Here is an 18,199-nt window from a genome sequence, read left to right as displayed (position 1 = left end):
AAGCTGCTTGGTCCGGGTTCTGTTTATATGACAACATCAATTTCTTCCGGGCCTGCGCCTCGTATCCTTGCAGTCGCGTCGGCTGGGGGCCATTGGCACCAGTTGGGACAGGTTTGCGCGGCATTTGATCCTGCGGATGTCACCTATGTGACCACGCTGGATGGATTGCCGCAGAAGTCAGGATTTGCGCGGTATGCGCTTGTGCAGGACTGCAACAAGAATGCCCCGTTCAAGGCATTGATCTGCACCCTGCAGATGGCCGGCGTGCTGATACGCACGCGCCCGGATGTCATCATCACAACGGGTGCTTTGCCCGGTGTGATCGCCCTGGTGCTGGGCTGGATGATCCGCCGCCGTACCATCTGGGTGGACAGCATCGCCAACGCGGAAGAGGCGTCATCGTCAGGCAAACTGGCAAAACGCTTTGCCACCCTGTGGCTGTCGCAATGGGAAAGCGTCGCGCAAGCCGAGGGCGGCCGGTACGAGGGGTCGTTGCTATGATCTTCGTGACTGTTGGCACGCAGTTGCCGTTTGACCGCATGGTATCAATGATTGACGATTTGGCGGCAGAGCTGTCGCTTGACGTCTTTGCCCAGACCGCGGACCCGACCGCGACTTACACTCATATCAAGCACGCGCCGTTTCTGACGCCGGATGAGTATGATGATATCATCTCGCGCACGACCGTGTTGGTTGGTCACGCCGGGATCGGAACCATTCTGACCGCGAAGCGCGTGGAAAAGCCGGTGATCGTGATGCCGCGAAAGGCATCATTGGGCGAACATCGCAACGAACACCAACTGGCCACCGCGCGTCATCTGGATGGGCACGAAGGCGTCTATGTCGCCCATGACAAGGCCCAGCTTGCCACCTTGTTGCAGACACAAGACCTGTCGCCCGCCAGCTTCCGCGACACGCCGGAAAAGACACGACTGCAGAGTTACTTGCGCAACTTCGTCTATGGCTGAACCGGGCAGCCGGTTGGCAGGTTGTCAAACTTGTGAACAGGTTAAACGCTCGTTTTTTTGTTGAAATAGTGCTATGCTGCGCCTTGCGCGTCAGGCTTTTGGTCAAGAATTTCGATTGGCCCGTCAGGTCCGCGTGAAGTTTTGAAGAGCATTTTATTTCGACATAAAGGAGAGGATCGCCATGAGCCTCCTCAAGAAGCAAGCCAAGCTGCTGGCCGGGCGTTTAGGGGAAACGCTGTTTCCCCGCGTCGTCGAGGAAATTGAGACCGGACAACACAGCGGGCGCGATCTGCGTTTGAAACGTGCCATCCTTTATGCCCGCAGCCAGCGGGCAAAGAAACAGGGCGATGACCAAACCAGTCAGAACACGCTGCACCAGTTCTGGAAGACCGATACTGGCAACGATTTCTATATGCTCTATGGACATCGGTTTCAGGATTGGTTCCTTGGGCCGCATCTAAAGCTGGTCGATCAGATCGAAGATTACATGCAGGACAACAGCATCGACCAGATGATCGAGGTCGGTTGCGGCGATGGGCGGGTGCTGGAATATTGCGCGAAGCGGCTGACCGGTATCAAGCGGTTCACCGGGCTGGACATCAACCCGATGATCATCGACGCCAACAAGACGCGTTATGCCGACAATCACGCGCTGAATTTCGTATCCGAGAATGCACAGGACTGGGTGCCGGAAAACACCGGGCCGGGGACGTTATTGTTTACCTATGGCGGCGTGTTGGAATATTTCTCGCAACGCGGGTTAAACCGGCTGTTTCAGCGTCATACACAGCAGCATGGTAGTGTGATCGCACTTGTCGAACCCCTTGACCCTGAGCACGATTTGCAAAATGATCCCGACAGCCATATTTTTGGGCAAGAGAATTCGTTCTCGCATAACTACAAACGTATATTGGAAAAATTTGATTATCATGTTCGATTTGAAGAAGAACACCAGATGGGTCCAATCCGATGGATCATGATGATGGCAACCAACTCCAAGCCGCGAAATACATGACCGCCGATACAGCGTCCGGGTCAGGTCTGCTTGGCACTTTGCGCCGCCACGAAGTCTGGGTGTTCCTGTTCGGGATCGTCATCCTGAACGCCTGTTTCATCACAGCGATCGCAAACGGGATTTTGCCGCGCAGCCTGTACAATTGGGGCCGGTTTATCCTTCTGGCCTCGTATCTCGTATTTGTTGTGTATCTGGCGCGCCAGATGGGTGGTGTCTGGTCGTTGATCAAACCTATGGGCGTATGGCGCGTGGCCCCGAAATGGTTCCTTCTGGCGGCCATTTGGGGGGCGATGAACGCCATAATTGTGCTGGTCCTGAAAGGCCTGATCCTTGGCACCGGATTGTCCGAAGTCCACGCCAGTTTCGAGGTCATCTCGCGCCCACGGTTGCTGATGGTGATCGTCATCAGTTCTTTCATCGGTGAGATCGTCTGGATCGGTTACGCGGTTCAGAAACTGTCGGTGCGGTTCACCCCCTTCGTGTCGGCCCTGATTGTCGGGCTGTTTTGGACGGCATGGTGGACCCCGATGGTGTTTTTGCAGATCGGCATTGTGCCCGAACTGCCCTTGGGGGGGCTTTTGCTGAACCAGACCGGTATCGCGATCATGTGCGCGTATTTCTATGCGCGCACCGGCAGCGGGCTGGTGGTGCTGACCATGCAGATCTTCTTTAACAGCTCGATTCTGGTGTTCCCCATCGCTCCGACGACGGGCGGGGTTGCGACCTATTGGGGGTTCGCCATGTTCTATTTCACTCTCAGCGCCGTGTTTTTTGCGCGGTATGGGACCAAGCCATTGTTTGCAAAAGATTAACCCGACGCTTCGGCGTGGGTGAACTTTTGCAGGCGTACCGGTTGTCTTACGGGCAACAATGTCGTTGACTAGATCATCCAGACCGCGCGCGATGAACCGGCCATATTAGGGCCGGTGGTAAGACCTGTTGTAGGAGTTCGATCGTGAAGGCTGTATTCTGTGGGGACGGGACGCTTCTGGCGCAATGCGCGGACGTGTTTGCAGAAAAAGGGCATCAGATCGCGGGCATTATGACCGATGATCCGGGCTTGCGACATTGGGCGGACGGAAACGGGCATCGCTGGATTGGGACGCTGGACGATCCGCAGATGTCGGGCGTGACGTGCGACTATCTGTTCAGCATCGCAAACACCCGCGCCCTTCCAGACGACGTGATCAATGTCGCAAGCCGTTTTGCCATCAACCTGCATGACGGTCCCTTGCCGCAGCGTGCCGGGGCCAATGTGCCTTTCTGGTCGGTTTGGGAGGGGCAGAAAACCCATGCGGTGACGTGGTACAGGCTGGGCGCGGGTATGATCGCCGAAGCTGCCCTGCTGAGCGCAAGTTTCGAGATTGCCGAGGGCGAGACCACGTTCAGCCTGAACACCAGGTGTTATGAGGCGGCACAGGCGTCCTTTGTCGATCTGCTGACCATGCTTGAAACCGGGTCCACACAGCCAGAGCCGCTGGGTGTGGCCCATCGCGTCTATACCCGCACAGATCGACCCGCCGCGCTGGGTTTGTTGAATCTGACCACGACGGCCGAGGCGCTTGGTCGATATGTGCGGGCGATGGATTTCGGCACGATGACCAACCCGATTGGGCGGGCCAAACTATGGACCGGCCAGCAGGTGGTGATGGTCGCGGGGGTTGAGGTTGGCGTTGAAACAACGGCACCCGCTGGAACGGTCATTGACGTCGCTGCCGATCATCTGACGATCGCCGCCGCGGATCACAATGTGACGCTGACCGGACTGACCGATCTGGCGGGCGGGCCGGTAGATCTTGCCCCATTGAAGGGCGCGCTTTTGCCAGCGGTTGAAAATGTGCCTGATGACCTTCTGGCCGCCGTCGCAACGGGCGAGGACGACTGGCTGGCCACGCTGCAATCCGGTGTGCCTGCCGCGATCCCGCCCTATCCGCGCGCGCATGGTGCGGGGCAGGGTATGCAGATTGTGCCGCTTGAGGGCACACCCGTGGATGCCGATACCTTGGTCGCCGCATGGGGGGGCTGGGTTGTCGGGCTGACGGGACAGACGGCGGTGTCGCTGGCATTGCCGACCGCCGCGCCTCATCCCGCGCTTGCGCAGACCTTGCCGATCACCCTTTCCGTTTCTGAAAGCACGCGCGGCGCGGACCTTGTGGGGCAGGTGCAGGCGGCACGAAAGCGGCTTAGATCTGCCGTCCCGATGGCTGCCGATCTTCCTGCGCGATTGGGGGATGCTGACAAGCGTGAGAATATTGCGCAGGCATTGTCGGTGGTCGGGTGTGACACAGGTGCGATCCCGGTTGGCACGGCGATTGCGCTGACCACCGCCCCGATGGCGCTGCATGTGCGCGATGGTCTGTTTGACGCGGACGTGGCGACCGCAATCGCCAAGGATTTCGCGGTCTTTCTGAATGCGTTTCAGGCGTCACCCGATGCGAAACTGGCAGCCCTTCCGTTGGGGGCACCCACGCCCGCCGCCCGGTTGGGCGAGGCATTCGACCATACCAACCGTGTGCATGAAGCCTTCGCCGCGCAGGTGGTCGCAACCCCCGATGCCCCTGCACTTGAGGTAGGTGAGGCGCAATTCACCTATCGCGAGCTGGATCAGGCCGCAGACGCGCTTGCCGCTGCCCTTGCCGAACGCGGGGCAGCGCGGGGCAAGATTATCGGGCTGTGTCTGGAACGCTCTGCCGATCTGGTCATTGCGATGCTGGCGATCCTGAAAACCGGCGCCGCCTATCTGCCGCTGGACCCGTCATACCCGGCGGACCGCATCACCTATATGGTCGAGGATAGCGAGGCGCATTTGATCGTCGCCAGCGCCTCGGCGGCGGCGCGGCTGGCGCTGGACCCGGACAAGACGATCTTCCCGCAGGCCACCAGTGACCGTCCGTTTGACATGGCGGGTACGTCGGAAGACCTGTTCAACCTGATCTATACTTCAGGTTCGACTGGCAAGCCCAAAGGCGTGATGATCCCGCACAAGACGGTGATGAACTTCTTTACCGCAATGGACGAGGCAGTCCCCCTGACCGAAAAAGCCCGCATTCTGGGCGTCACGTCGGTGTCGTTCGACATCTCGGTGCTAGAGATATTCTGGATCCTTTCACGCGGGGCCACGCTGGTCTTGCAAAGCGACGGGGCCAGCGAAACACGGCTGCCCGATTTTTCGCTGTTCTATTTCGCGTCCGAGGCATCGGGGTCGGGCCATCACGCCTATCGCCTGCTGCTGGAAGGCGCACGGTTTGCCGATGAAAACGGGTTTCACGCGATCTGGACGCCCGAACGCCATTTCCATGCCTTCGGCGGGCTTTATCCCAACCCTGCCGTTGCCGCCGCCGCGGTTGCGGGGATCACCAAAAACGTCCAACTGCGCGCCGGGTCTTGCGTTGTGCCGCTGCACCATCCGGTCCAGATCGCCGAAGATTGGGCGCTGGTCGACAACCTGTCCAACGGGCGGGCAGGGGTGGCGCTGGCATCGGGCTGGCAGCCCAACGATTTTATCCTGAACCCGACCAACTTCGCTGACCGGAAAGAGTCGATGCTGGACAGCGTCGCGACATTGCGCAAGCTGTGGCAGGGCGAAACACTCAGCTTCGATGGCCATGACGGCAAGCCGGTCGCGTTGGAAATCCACCCGCGTCCGGTGCAAAAGGACATTCCCCTGTGGCTGACCGCCGCTGGCAACCCCGAAACATTCGCGGCGGCTGCCAAGCTGGGCTGTGGTGTGCTGACGCATCTTCTGGGGCAGAGCTTTGAAGAGGTCGCCGAGAAAATTCGCGCCTATCGCGTCGCGTGGCGTGATGCGGGGCATAATGGACAAGGTCATGTCGTTCTGATGTTGCACAGTTTTGTCGGGGACGATGAAGATACGGTGCGCGAACTGGCGCGTGAACCGATGAAATCCTATCTGCGCAGCTCGGTCGATTTGCTGAAGAAGGCCTCCTGGACTTCACCCCTGATTGCCGAGCGGGCCGAAGGCAAGGGCCTGACCCCGCAGGAGATGTTCGAGAAGGAAGAGCTGTCGCCGGAAGACCTCGACGTGCTGCTGGATCATGCGTTTGACCGCTACTATCGCACATCGGGCCTGTTCGGCACGCCCGACAGCGCGGGTGAGATCGTGCGCCGGGTTGCCGAAATGGGCGTGGACGAGATCGCCTGCCTGATCGATTTCGGTATCGACACGGATGTGGTTCTGGAAAATCTGCCGAACATTAAGGCGTTGATGAACACGCTCGAGAACGAAGGCGGGGTAGATCGCAAGGCGACCGTCGCGGAAGAGATCATGGAGCGCGATATCACGCATTTGCAATGCACGCCCCCGATGGCGACATTGCTGGCGGCTGATGACGCCGGGAAGATGGCGCTTGGACATCTTGACGTGATGATGGTGGGCGGCGAGGCGTTTCCACCCGACCTTGCCCGCACCATTCGCGATGCCATGTCGGGCACGCTTCTGAACATGTATGGCCCGACCGAGGCGACAATCTGGTCATCGGTGGCCAAGTTGGATCGTGTGGACGAACGCATTCCGTTGGGCGACCCGGTAACCAACACGGTGCTCAGCATTCGGTCGCCCGAGGGGCGCGAGCTGCCGGACCTTGTCGAAGGCGAGCTTTGGATTGGTGGCGAAGGGTTGGCGGTCGGTTACTGGAAACGCCCCGATCTGACCGAAGAGCGGTTCGTGGAAACACCCGACGGGCGGTTCTATCGCACCGGCGATCTGGTGCGCCGCCGTCTGGACGGAACGTTGGAATTCCTGGGCCGCATGGACACTCAGGTTAAGGTGCGCGGCTATCGGATCGAATTGGGCGAGATCGAAGCGACGCTGGCCGCCCAGCCCGGTGTGCAAGATGCGGTGGTCAAGGCGATCAGCTTCGGCCCCTCGGATCAGCGGCTTGTGGGCTATGTAACCGCCGACGGGGTTGCGCAACAACCGGACGATTTGCGCGCTGCGTTGGCCGATGATCTGCCCGAATTCATGGTGCCCTCGATCATCGTGGCAATGGACAGGATGCCGTTGACGCCGAATGGCAAGATTGACCGCAAGGCCCTGCCTGTTCCATCGGTCGGCAATGTCTCGGGCCGGATCGAAAAGGCCGGAACCGAGGTCGAAGAAACCGTGGCGGACATCTGGAAGACAGCCCTTGATCTGTCCGAAGTGTCCGTGACGGAAAACTTCTTCGATTTGGGCGGGCATTCGCTTTTGGTCGTGCAGGTGCAGCGGTTGTTGAAAGACAGGCTGCACAGGGATGTGGCGATCACTGACTTATTCCGGTTCCCGACCATTCGGGGATTGGCCGCACATCTGTCTGACGGAGGCGAGCAGAAAGAAACGGCGGCCAGCCGGGGGGCAGCCCGTGCCGCCGCGCGACTGGCGCGGATGGGCCGGCGCTGATACGCTTTTAAGTAGAGGCGCGATCGGGGGGGCAGGAATCAGCGCATGACGGCAGAAAACAACCACAACAAGATCGCGATTGTCGGGCGATCCGGGCGCTTTGCATCCGCCCCGACGGTGCGTGACTTCTGGCGTCTGCTGGCGGATGGCCGGTCCAGCGAAACGCGCCTGTCTGATGCCGATCTGCTGTCCGCCGGTGTGCCGCGCAAGACGCTTGCCGATCCGCGCTATGTGAAGGTGGCGCATATTTTCCCGGATATGGAGTGTTTCGACGCAGGCTTTTTCGGGTTTTCCCCGAAGGAGGCATCGATCATGGACCCGCAGCATCGGCATTTTCTGCAATGCTCGTGGGAGGCATTGGAAGACGCGGGCCACATGCCGGAAAATTTCGACGGGCGCATCGGGGTCTATGCCGGGTCCGGGATGCAGACCTATATGCCGTACAACCTTCTGTCCAACCCAGAGCTGCTGGACGAGATCGGGTATTTCCTGCTGCGCCATACAGGCAATGACAAGGATTTCCTGACCACGCGGCTGTCTTATCTGCTGAACCTGACCGGGCCGTCGGTCGCGGTGCAGACCGCGTGTTCGACATCGCTTGTCGCCGTGCATATGGCCGCCAGTTCGCTTCTGAACATGGAATGCGACATGGCGCTGGCGGGCGGCGTCACGATCGAACTGCCGCATCGGGTGGGATATGGATATTCCCCCGGTGAAATCCTGTCACCTGACGGGCTGTGCCGGGCGTTTGACGATGACAGTCAGGGCACGGTGTTCGGCTCGGGCGCGGCGATGGTCGTGTTGCGCCGGTATGATGATGCCATCGCGGATGGGGATGACATCAAGGCGGTCATTCTGGCCAGCGCGATCAACAATGACGGGTCGGGCAAGGCCAGCTATCTTGCGCCCTCGGTCGACGGGCAGGCCGAGGCCGCTGCCGAGGCCGTGGCGCTGGCCGGGGTCGATCCCTCGTCAATCAGCTATATCGAGACGCACGGCACCGGCACGCCGATTGGTGACCCGATCGAGCTGTCGGCGCTGGATCAGGTTTACGGAGACGCGCCCAAGGGCAGCATCGGCATCGGCTCGGTCAAGACCAATATCGGTCACACGGATACGGCGGCAGGGGCGGCCAGCCTGATCAAGGTGGTCGAGGCGATGCGCCATAACTACCTGCCCGCCAGTCTGAACTTCGCGACCCCGAACAAGCGGTTCGATTTCGATGCCAGCCCGTTCCAGGTGGTCGCTGATGGGCGCGACTGGAAAGGTGGGGAGGTCCCGCTGCGCGCCGCCGTAAACTCGCTTGGGGTCGGTGGTACGAACGCGCATGTTGTGGTCGAAGAGGCCCCGGAACGCGCTCCGTCGGCGAGTGATGGAAACTGGCAACTTTTCCCGTTCTCGGCGCGCACCGACGCGTCGCTGGAGGCCGGGCGCGCTGCGTGGGACGCGTTTCTGACAGATGCTCCGCCCGTCAATGATATCGCCTATACTTTGCGTGAAGGGCGGCGCGCTTTCACGGAACGTCGCGTTGTCGCGGCGCGTTCGGCGGATGAGCTTGCAACCGTGCTTGGGCAGGCGAACTCTGTTTTGTCCCGACGGGCCAAGGCAGCCGATGGTCCGACGCAAATTGTCTTTCTGTTCCCCGGCGGCGGGGCGCAATATCCCGGCGCGGGTGCGGGGATGCTGGCACAGTCAAAAGTGTTTGCGGATGCGGTCAGCGCGTGCTTTGCCGCGTTGCCCAAGACGGCCCCCGAAGATCTGTATCATGTGATGTTTGACTGCGCGCTGGAGGATGCCGAGGCGCGCCGCAAACTGGGCCAATCCGGCTATGCGATTCCAGCGCTTTTCATTCTGGAATACGCCTATGCTGCGGTTTGGAAAGGCTGGGGGGTCACGCCTGACGCGATCCTTGCGCATAGCGTGGGCGAATATGCGGGCGCGGTTGTCGCGGGTGCCATGACCCTGCCGGACGCGCTTGCCATCGTGACCCTGCGCGGTCAGGTGATGGATGCGGCCCCAACGGGTGCCATGACGACTGTGCCGTTTCCCGAGGATGAAACCCGTGCAATGCTGCCGGATGGCTTGGACATTGCCGCGATCAACACCGCGGAAACCACCGTCGTGTCCGGCCCCTTGTCCGAAATCGAGGCATTTGAGAAGAAACTGGCCAGCGATGAAATCGAAGCGCGGCGCATTCACATCGACGTGGCCGCCCATTCGCGTCAGCTTGACGGACAGTTGGACCGGTTCCGCGCCGGGTTTGACGGCGTTCAGTTCGCCCAACCGACAGTGCCCATGGTCTCGTCACTGCGCGGCGACTGGGCGCAGGATGACGATCTGGCCTGTGCCGATTACTGGGTTCGGCATTTGCGCCACACGGTGCGCTTCACCGATGCGGTCGCGGCCGCCCTTGATGCACCCAACCGGATTGTGATCGAGGTTGGCCCGGGCCAAACCCTTGGCCCTCTGGTGGGCGCGGCGGTCGGCGATCATCCAGCAGCTGCAATCCTGCCCAGTGCGCCGGCGGTGACGGATACCACTGACGAATATGGGGCGGCCCTTGCGGCGTTCGGTGGGCTATGGGCTGCGGGGCATTCGGTCGATTGGTCGAACGCTGTCGCAACCACGGGCCAGCGCGTGTCCCTGCCGACATACGCGTTTGAAAAGCAACGGCATTGGATCGAACCCGGTAAGGGTGCCGGGGACAGCGTGGATGATGACGCGCTGGCAATTCCCCGGATCGACGACATCGACATGTGGTTCGAGAAGCTGGAATGGCAGGTCGCACCGCGCACAGGGTTGGCAGCGGACCTGTCGGGACCGTGGCTTGTTTTTGCCAATGATGATGCCCTGTCCGCAAAGATTCTGGACGCACTGGCGGCCGCCGGGGCGCAGGTGATCCGTGTGATGCGTGGGGATGCGTTTGCGGCCATTGATGGCGGCTATACCCTGCGCCCGGACCGTGCCGAGGATTATGACCTGTTGGGGCAGGCGTTGGGCGACGTGCCACCCCGCATCCTGTCACTTTGGTCCTTGGCGGGTGATCAGGTGTTTGAAAACGCCTATGACCTCGCGCGGATGTTGCAACAGGCCGAGGTGTCGCCGGGAACGCGCCTGGGCATTGTGACCAGCAACCCAGATGCGATGGCGGATGGCGTCACGTTCACACCCCGGAATGCCTCATTGCTGGGGGTGGTTCGATCCGCCCCACGCGAGGTGCCGGGTCTGGGCGCGGTGCTTGTCGATCTGCAACCCGGCAGCGCAGATTGCGCCGCCGCCTTGTTGGCCGAGGTTGCGGGCAGCAGCCCAGATGATCTGGTCGCGCTGCGGGATGGGGAAGAACGCCTGGTGCGTCGGCGTGTGCTTGCACCGCCCTCCAATGCGGGCGCGGCGGAGTTGCCCAAGCGTTTGCGCCAAAACGGCACCTACCTGATCACCGGGGGGACTGGTGGCATTGGCCGCCAAATGGCCCTGTGGCTGGCGCAGACCGCAGGGGCGAAAGTCGCGCTTCTGTCGCGCTCGGCCCAACCCGACCCAGCGTTCGAGGCCGAGATCGCCGCCGCCGGTGGCGCGCTGTTGGTGTTGGCTGCCGATGTGACGAAAGAAGCTGCTCTGAGCGATGCAATAGACACGGTTCGTGACCGGTTTGGCGCGGTGAACGGCGTTATTCATGCGGCAGGTTTGCTGGACGATGCGCCATTGGCCGCGCGTTCAGCCAGCGCGGCCGCGGCCGTCACGGCCCCCAAGTTGCTGGGTGGAGAGCTGTTGAACCGCCTGTTGCCGGTTGGTTCGTTGGATGTTTTTGCGACGATCTCGTCCACGTCGGTTGAGGTTGGACCACCGGGGCAGGTGGCTTATGTCGCGGGCAACGCGGCGGTGGATGCCTTGGCGGCCTCACGCCCTGACGGTTTGTCGATTGCATGGGGCACATGGCGTGACAGCGGTATGGTCGCACGCGCATATGGGCACGAGATGTCCGGCGATGATCAAGGCATTCTGGGCCAGCAGAGCGCGGGAGAGGATAAATCCATCATCTTCCAGCGCGTTTTGGATCCGGAACAGAATTGGGAATTGTCCGAACATGTGGTGGCCGGTCATTCCGTTCTGCCCGGCACCGCCTATATCGAGCTGGCCTTCGCGGCGGCGCGACAGGTATTGAAAGGGAAATCGTTCGAGATCAACGCACTGTCACTGACCCAGCCGATGGTATTCAGTGATGGATTGCCGCGTGTGATGCAAATTTCGCTGCGCCCGGTTCTGGACGGGTATGACCTGACCGTCGAAAGCCGTCTCGGCAGTGATGCACAAATGACGGATCATGCGCAGATGCGGATCAGGATTGTGCGTGGGCAAGACACGTCCCTGCCGGATGACCTGGTGCGCACCGCCGAGCTGTTGCCCGTTGCGCGCGACACACGCGGCACTCAAGAGGATCTGATCGAGTTTGGCCCACGCTGGGACAGCGTGACCGACACGCGCCGCAACGCCGATGTGATCGAGGGGCATTTCAGCCTGTCCGATACCTTCGCCGGAGATCATGAGCATCACCCGGTGCATCCCGCGCTTCTGGATATGGCCGCCACCTTCGGGCTGGGTCTGTTGGACCTGACGGCCGATCATCCGATCTATGCGCCCATGTCCGCCGAACGGGTGCGGATCTTTGCCCCCCTGCCAGCCCGCGTGATCAGCCGGGCGCGCAAGGTTGCTGAAACGCCGGGGTCATTCGTCGCTTTCGATGTGCTGATCACATCCGAGGATGGTGCACCGTTGATGGTGATCGAACATCTGGCGTTACGCGCCATTGACCGTGCGCAATTGTCGGCTGTTCCCAAGGCGGCGCGTTTGACCGATCAACTTCTGGCCACAGGCATTCGCGACCAGGAAGCCGCCGCCGTGTTTAATCGTGCCTTTGCCCATCCGGACAAGCATCTGGTGGTGTCGCCCACATCACTTGATCTTGTGGCGTTGGCCATGGCCGAGGCGAACAAACCCGCAAAAACGGGTGAAAAACGCAGCGGATCGGGTGGTGCGATCGCCGATCCGGTGGCGGCGAAGCTCGCAGGAATTTGGGGTGAAATTCTGGGTGTCGACGGGATCGGTTTGGAGGATGATTTCTTCGACCTCGGGGGGCATTCGCTCAGCGCCGTGCGCATGTTCGGACGTATCCGCAAGGAGTACGAGGTATCCCTTCCCTTGGCGACCTTGTTCGAAGCCCCGACCATCGCAACATTGGCGGCACTGGTGCGCGATAAGGCAGGGATCGAGGCTGTGGATGGCACCGCGACCGACACTCCGGATCGCAAACCATCCACCAAACCGTGGAGCCCGCTTGTCGTGATCACCAAAGGGTCCGAATATGTGCGGCCCTTCTATTGTATCCATGGGGCCGGGGGGAACATCCTGAACTTCCGCCCGCTTGCGGGCTTTCTGGATCCAAGCATTCCGTTCGTGGGTCTGCGCGCCCTTGGGTCAGATGGTGGTATCGAGGTTGACGAAACGATCGAGGCGATGGCCGAACGCTATATTCGGGCGGTGCGGGACTATCAACCGATCGGCCCCTATCGCCTGTCCGGCTATTCCGGTGGCGGTGTGGTGGCCTATGAGATGATGCGGCAGTTGCGCGAAGCGGGCGACGAGGTCGAAACGCTGGTCTATTTCGACACGATTGCCCCGCATATGTCACACAAACCCCTGTCGCTGGCGCAGAAACTGTGGGCGGCACGCAAATGGGATCTGGAGTTCGCCCTGGGCTGGCGCGAACGCAGACAGGGCCGCGACGAAGATCGGCGCAACGCCGAGTTGATCCGTCAACATCTGGCCGCGGGCGACCAACTGCCCGACGAACTGATCGGGCAGCGTATGACCGACGCCTTTGTCGACGCGCAAACCCGGTATGAAACACCAAGACAAGACGCGGCTGTCACGCTGTTCAAAGCGCGAAAGGCGGGAACATTGTTTATCGCAGCGGGGCCAAAGCTTGGCTGGGACCGCTATATTGATGGTCCCATCGACATACGCGAATTTGACTGCGACCATTTCACGATGATGACCGAACCGGCCATCATTCAAATTGGTGATGTTCTGAATAAGTTGTTGCTTCGGAAAGAGTAACTTATCAGTTCCGGTCAAACAGCAAACGCTTCCAGCAGCAACAATGCATGACTTTTATCAAGGAAGCACGGCGCTCCATCCCGCACACCCTAGGCTGAAACGCTTAAAGGGATTCGGCGATGCGCCGTGTGTGGCAGATGTCAGCGATCATTGCGGGGGCCGTCCGTCGGACCGCCGGCAATGCTGCTTTGACCGCGTCTCTGCTTGCTTTGGTGCTGCAGCTCTTTACGTCTTCGATGGGTTATGCGTCCAACGGGACATGGATCGAAATCTGTTCTGATTTTGGCACGGAATATGTGCAGGTGGACCTTTCGGATCCGTCATTGCCTGTACCAGACGATTGTCACGACTGTTTTGACTGTGTGATGTGTGCCGCGTCGATGGCCGCCTTGGTTGATAACCGTCAACCGCAGTTGGCACCGTCGCATGTTGCCGCGCAGATCGTGCTGCTTAATCCCCAAACCTTGGGTGTTGCGCTTAGACGTGCCTGGCCCGAAACCCGTGGACCTCCAGCCGCGAACAAGAAAACAGCTGACCGCGCCGCGCGTGCGTTCATGGCGTCAATCCAAGAAAACGGAGGTGCGCTGTGAATACGAAGCGCGCGATCTATTACTGGCTCAGTGCCATTGTTGTGATCCTTGCCGGGGTCATGGCGGGCGAGGCAAAGGCCGAAAGCCTCGCAAATTTCCTTCCCGACATTTCACCCTCTGACCTGGCTGAAGGTGCCGATGCGTTCGGCCCGATCCGCGACGATGTGCCGGTTGCCCCTGTTCTGAAGGGCGGCGAGACGGTTGCTTATGCCTTCCTGACCTCGGATTTCGTTGGGACGACAGGATATTCCGGTAAACCCATCCATGTTGTTGCCGCGATTGACGCGGATGCGATTTTGACGGGTGTGAAGCTGGTCAAGCACTCGGAACCGATCGTGCTGATCGGTATCCCCAATTCGAAAATGATCAAGGTGACCGAGGGCTACAAGGGTCTGGACCTGAAGGCCGAGGTGGCCGCTGGTGGCACCGCGCATGATCTGGACATCATTTCCGGCGCGACCGTGACGATCATGGTGATCGACGACAGCCTTGTGCGCGCGGGCATCAAGGTCGCACGCGGTCTGGGCCTTGGCGATCTGTCCCCCGCGCAGGCCGAAGGGCCGAAACGCGAAGTGGATATGTCGCAAGAAACCATTTCGGACTGGACCACACTCGCAGGTGACGGATCGGTGCGCCGCATGACGCTGGATGTGGGCCAGATCAACGCAGCGTTCGAGGAAACCGGAGACGCACGTGCCATCAAGCGCCCGGAAAAGGGCGCGCCGGACGACACGTTTATCGACATGCACATGGCGTTGGTGTCCGTGCCGTCCATCGGTAAATCGTTGTTGGGTGATGCGGAGTACAGAAACCTCACGAACTGGCTGGGCGATGGCGAACATGCGATCCTTGTGATGGGGCGGGGGGCCTACAGCTTCAAAGGATCGGGCTATGTCCGGGGCGGTATCTTTGACCGCATTCATATGATCCAGGGCGACAAATCTGTCCGGTTCTTTGACAAACAGCACCGTCGTGTGGGCAATCTGGCCACGCCAGATAATCCCAGCTTTACCGAGATGGATCTGTTCAAGATCCCGGCCGAGGCTGACTTCAATCCGGCAGAACCTTTCCGCCTGCAATTGTTGGTGCAACGCGCGGTCGGGGCAATTGACAAGACCTTCCTGACCTTCGATCTGGATTACAAACTGCCGCAGGATTATCTGCTGCCAGTGGCCGCCCCGGCGCCCATTCTGAACGATGTCGATGACGAAGCTGCCGCCAAGTCGCAGCTGTGGAAGCGCATCTGGCAAGACAAGTCGGTCGAGATCGGCATCCTTGGCGCCATGCTTCTGGTGCTGACGGGCACGTTCTTCTTCCAGTTCCAGGCCACCGCGAATGCCCGCGTCTTTTTCTGGTTCCGCATGGGGTTCCTGACCTTCACGCTGTTCTTCCTTGGCTGGTATGCCAACGCGCAACTGTCGGTGGTGAACCTGTTGGCGCTGATCAACAGCCTGCGCAGCGGATTTACCTGGGATGCGTTCCTGATGGATCCGCTGGTGTTCATCCAGTGGTTCGCTGTTGCTGCCGCCTTGGTGTTCTGGGGCCGTGGGGCTTATTGCGGCTGGCTGTGCCCCTTCGGTGCGCTGCAAGAGCTGACGAACCGCATCGCGCGCGCGTTCAAGGTGCCGCAATGGACCCTGCCTTGGGGTCTGCACGAACGCCTGTGGCCCATCAAATACATGATCTTCTTCGGCCTGTTTGGGCTGAGCATGGTGTCGCTTTCGATGGCCGAACACTATGCCGAAGTCGAACCCTTCAAGACCGCGATCATTCTGAAATTCGTGCGCGACTGGCCCTTCGTGGTCTTTGCGGTCGCGATCATCGTTGCGAACCTGTTCGTTGAACGGTTCTATTGCCGATACGTCTGCCCGCTTGGCGGTGCATTGGCGATCCCGGCGCGTATCCGCATGTTCGACTGGCTGAAACGCTACAAGGAATGCGGCAATCCCTGTCAGACTTGTGCAAATGAATGCCCTGTTCAGGCCATTCACCCGACGGGCGAGATCAATCCAAACGAGTGTGTCGACTGTCTGCATTGTCAGGTTTTGTATCAGTCGGCCGACAAATGCCCGGTCGTGATCCGCAAACTGAAGCGGCGCGAGAAGATCGGGGCGGCGGATCTGAACATTCCGCCCAAAAACCCACCGGCAAATCACCCTAATGCCAAGACGTCATAAATCCTTGAAGGAGGTATCTGAAATGACTGAAGAAACCAAACTGTTCCCGTCCAAATTGGCGATGACCCGTCGCGGCATGTTGGGAGCTGCCGCCACTGGTGCGGTTGTCGCTGGCACCGGCATCGGCGGATCGGCCCTGACGGCCACACCTGCGCGCGCTGCGGGTTCAGTTGAGCTGGCTCCGGGCGAGCTGGACGAATATTACGGCTTCTGGTCGTCGGGCCAGACCGGCGAACTGCGCATTCTGGGCTTCCCGTCGATGCGCGAGCTGATGCGGGTGCCCGTGTTCAACCGCTGCTCGGCCACGGGCTGGGGTCAAACCAATGAAAGCCTGAAAGTCTTTGATGACGGTATGCTGCCCGAGACCAAAGCCTTCCTTGAGGCCAACGGCAAGCGCATCCATGACAACGGCGACCTGCACCACCCGCACATGTCGTTCACCGACGGCACCTATGATGGTCGCTATCTTTTCATGAACGACAAGGCCAACACCCGCGTGGCTCGCGTGCGTTGTGATGTGATGAAGTGCGACAAGATCGTGGAGATTCCAAACGCAAAAGCCATTCACGGCCTGCGCCCACAGAAATTCCCGCGCACCGGTTATGTGTTTGCCAATGGTGAAGACGAGACACCGATCGTAAACGACGGCTCGATCCTGGATGATCCCAGCCAATACGTGAACTTCTTCACCGCGCTGGACGGTGACACGATGGAGATCGCATGGCAGGTCATGGTGTCGGGCAACCTTGATAACACCGACTGCGACTATCAGGGCAAATACGCCTACTCGACCTCGTACAACTCGGAAATGGGGATGAACCTGGCCGAGATGACCGAGAACGAACTGGACCACGTCGTGATCTTCAACCTTGCCGAAATCGAAGCGGGTATCGCCGCCGGTGATTTCACCGAGATGAACGGCGTCAAAGTGATCGACGGCCGCAAGGGTCAGAACAAGAAATATACCCGCTATGTTCCGATCCCGAACAGCCCGCACGGCGTCAACACCGCGCCTGACATGAAGCACGTTGTGATCAACGGCAAACTGTCACCAACCTGCACCGTTCTGGACGTGACCAAAATGGATGCCCTGTTCGATTCGGATGCCGATCCGCGCTCCTGCGTTGTGGCTGAACCCGAGCTGGGCCTTGGTCCGCTTCACACCGCTTATGACGGTCAGGGCAACGCCTTCACCACTCTGTTCCTGGACAGCCAGGTCGTGAAGTGGAACATCGACAAGGCAATCGAAGCCCATAACGGTGCCGAGGTTGATCCCATCATTTCGAAAGTGGACGTGCACTATCAGCCGGGCCACAACTCGACCTCGATGGGTGAAACCAAGGAGGCTGATGGTAAGTGGCTGATCTCGATGAACAAATTCTCGAAAGACCGCTTCCTGAACGTGGGTCCGTTGAAGCCCGAGAACGAGCAGGTGATCGACATCTCGACCGATGACATGAAAGTGGTGCATGACGGCCCGACCTTTGCCGAACCGCACGACTCGATCATCGTCCGTCGTGACATCGTGAACCCCGTCAACGTCTGGGATCGCAATGACCCGACTTGGGCCGAGACACGCAAGCAGGCCGAAGCCGATGGTGTCGACATTGATGATTACATGGACACCGTCATTCGCGACGGCAACAAGGTGCGCGTTTATATGTCGAGCCAAGCGCCGACCTTCTCGCTTGAGACGTTCGAAGTGACCGAGGGTGACGAGGTGACGGTGATCATTACCAATCTGGATGACATCGACGATCTGACCCACGGCTTCACGATGAACAACCACGGCGTGGCAATGGAGATCGGGCCGATGGCGACATCGTCCGTCACCTTCACCGCAGCCAAACCCGGCGTCTACTGGTACTATTGCCAGTGGTTCTGCCACGCACTTCACATGGAGATGCGCGGCCGGATGTTTGTGAAACCGAAGGCCTAAA

At 60.0% G+C, this 18,199-nt stretch carries 9 protein-coding genes; all 9 read left to right on the top strand.

The window, feature by feature from the left end:
- Nucleotides 1-102 precede the first annotated feature (102 nt).
- On the top strand, nucleotides 103-501 hold the full coding sequence (locus tag J3R80_RS14310; RefSeq protein WP_275394470.1) for a UDP-N-acetylglucosamine--LPS N-acetylglucosamine transferase: 399 nt from the start codon (nucleotides 103-105) through the stop codon (nucleotides 499-501).
- The gene (locus J3R80_RS14305) at nucleotides 498-968 is read left to right on the top strand and encodes a glycosyltransferase (protein WP_275394469.1); all 471 of its coding nucleotides are present in this window, start codon (nucleotides 498-500) and stop codon (nucleotides 966-968) included. The genes J3R80_RS14310 and J3R80_RS14305 overlap by 4 nt, the downstream gene beginning before the upstream one ends.
- Before the next feature lie 181 nt (nucleotides 969-1,149).
- On the top strand, nucleotides 1,150-1,983 hold the full coding sequence (locus J3R80_RS14300) for a class I SAM-dependent methyltransferase (RefSeq protein WP_275394468.1): 834 nt from the start codon (nucleotides 1,150-1,152) through the stop codon (nucleotides 1,981-1,983).
- On the top strand, nucleotides 1,980-2,795 hold the full coding sequence (locus tag J3R80_RS14295; RefSeq protein ID WP_275394467.1) for a CPBP family glutamic-type intramembrane protease: 816 nt from the start codon (nucleotides 1,980-1,982) through the stop codon (nucleotides 2,793-2,795). Before J3R80_RS14300 ends, J3R80_RS14295 begins: the two co-directional genes overlap by 4 nt.
- 143 nt (nucleotides 2,796-2,938) lie before the next feature.
- A complete protein-coding gene (locus J3R80_RS14290; protein ID WP_275394466.1) occupies nucleotides 2,939-7,381 on the top strand; it encodes a MupA/Atu3671 family FMN-dependent luciferase-like monooxygenase in 4,443 nt (1,480 codons plus the stop codon).
- 45 nt (nucleotides 7,382-7,426) lie between these two features.
- Nucleotides 7,427-13,492, top strand: a complete 6,066-nt coding sequence (locus J3R80_RS14285; protein ID WP_275394465.1) for a type I polyketide synthase — start codon at nucleotides 7,427-7,429, stop codon at nucleotides 13,490-13,492.
- Nucleotides 13,493-13,611: 119 nt separating this feature from the next.
- The gene (locus J3R80_RS14280; protein WP_275394464.1) at nucleotides 13,612-14,082 is read left to right on the top strand and encodes a DUF2946 family protein; all 471 of its coding nucleotides are present in this window, start codon (nucleotides 13,612-13,614) and stop codon (nucleotides 14,080-14,082) included.
- Between the two features lie 59 nt (nucleotides 14,083-14,141).
- On the top strand, nucleotides 14,142-16,259 hold the full coding sequence (locus J3R80_RS14275) for a NosR/NirI family protein (protein WP_275394534.1): 2,118 nt from the start codon (nucleotides 14,142-14,144) through the stop codon (nucleotides 16,257-16,259).
- Nucleotides 16,260-16,281: 22 nt separating this feature from the next.
- Nucleotides 16,282-18,198, top strand: a complete 1,917-nt coding sequence (gene nosZ, locus J3R80_RS14270) for a TAT-dependent nitrous-oxide reductase (RefSeq protein ID WP_275394463.1) — start codon at nucleotides 16,282-16,284, stop codon at nucleotides 18,196-18,198.
- Nucleotide 18,199: the final 1 nt, after the last annotated feature.

The organism is Aliiroseovarius sp. Z3 (assembly GCF_029105185.1).
Lineage (GTDB): Bacteria > Pseudomonadota > Alphaproteobacteria > Rhodobacterales > Rhodobacteraceae > Aliiroseovarius.
The sequence above is the reverse complement of the archived record's forward strand: the minus strand, read 5'-3'. Positions and strand labels throughout refer to the sequence as shown.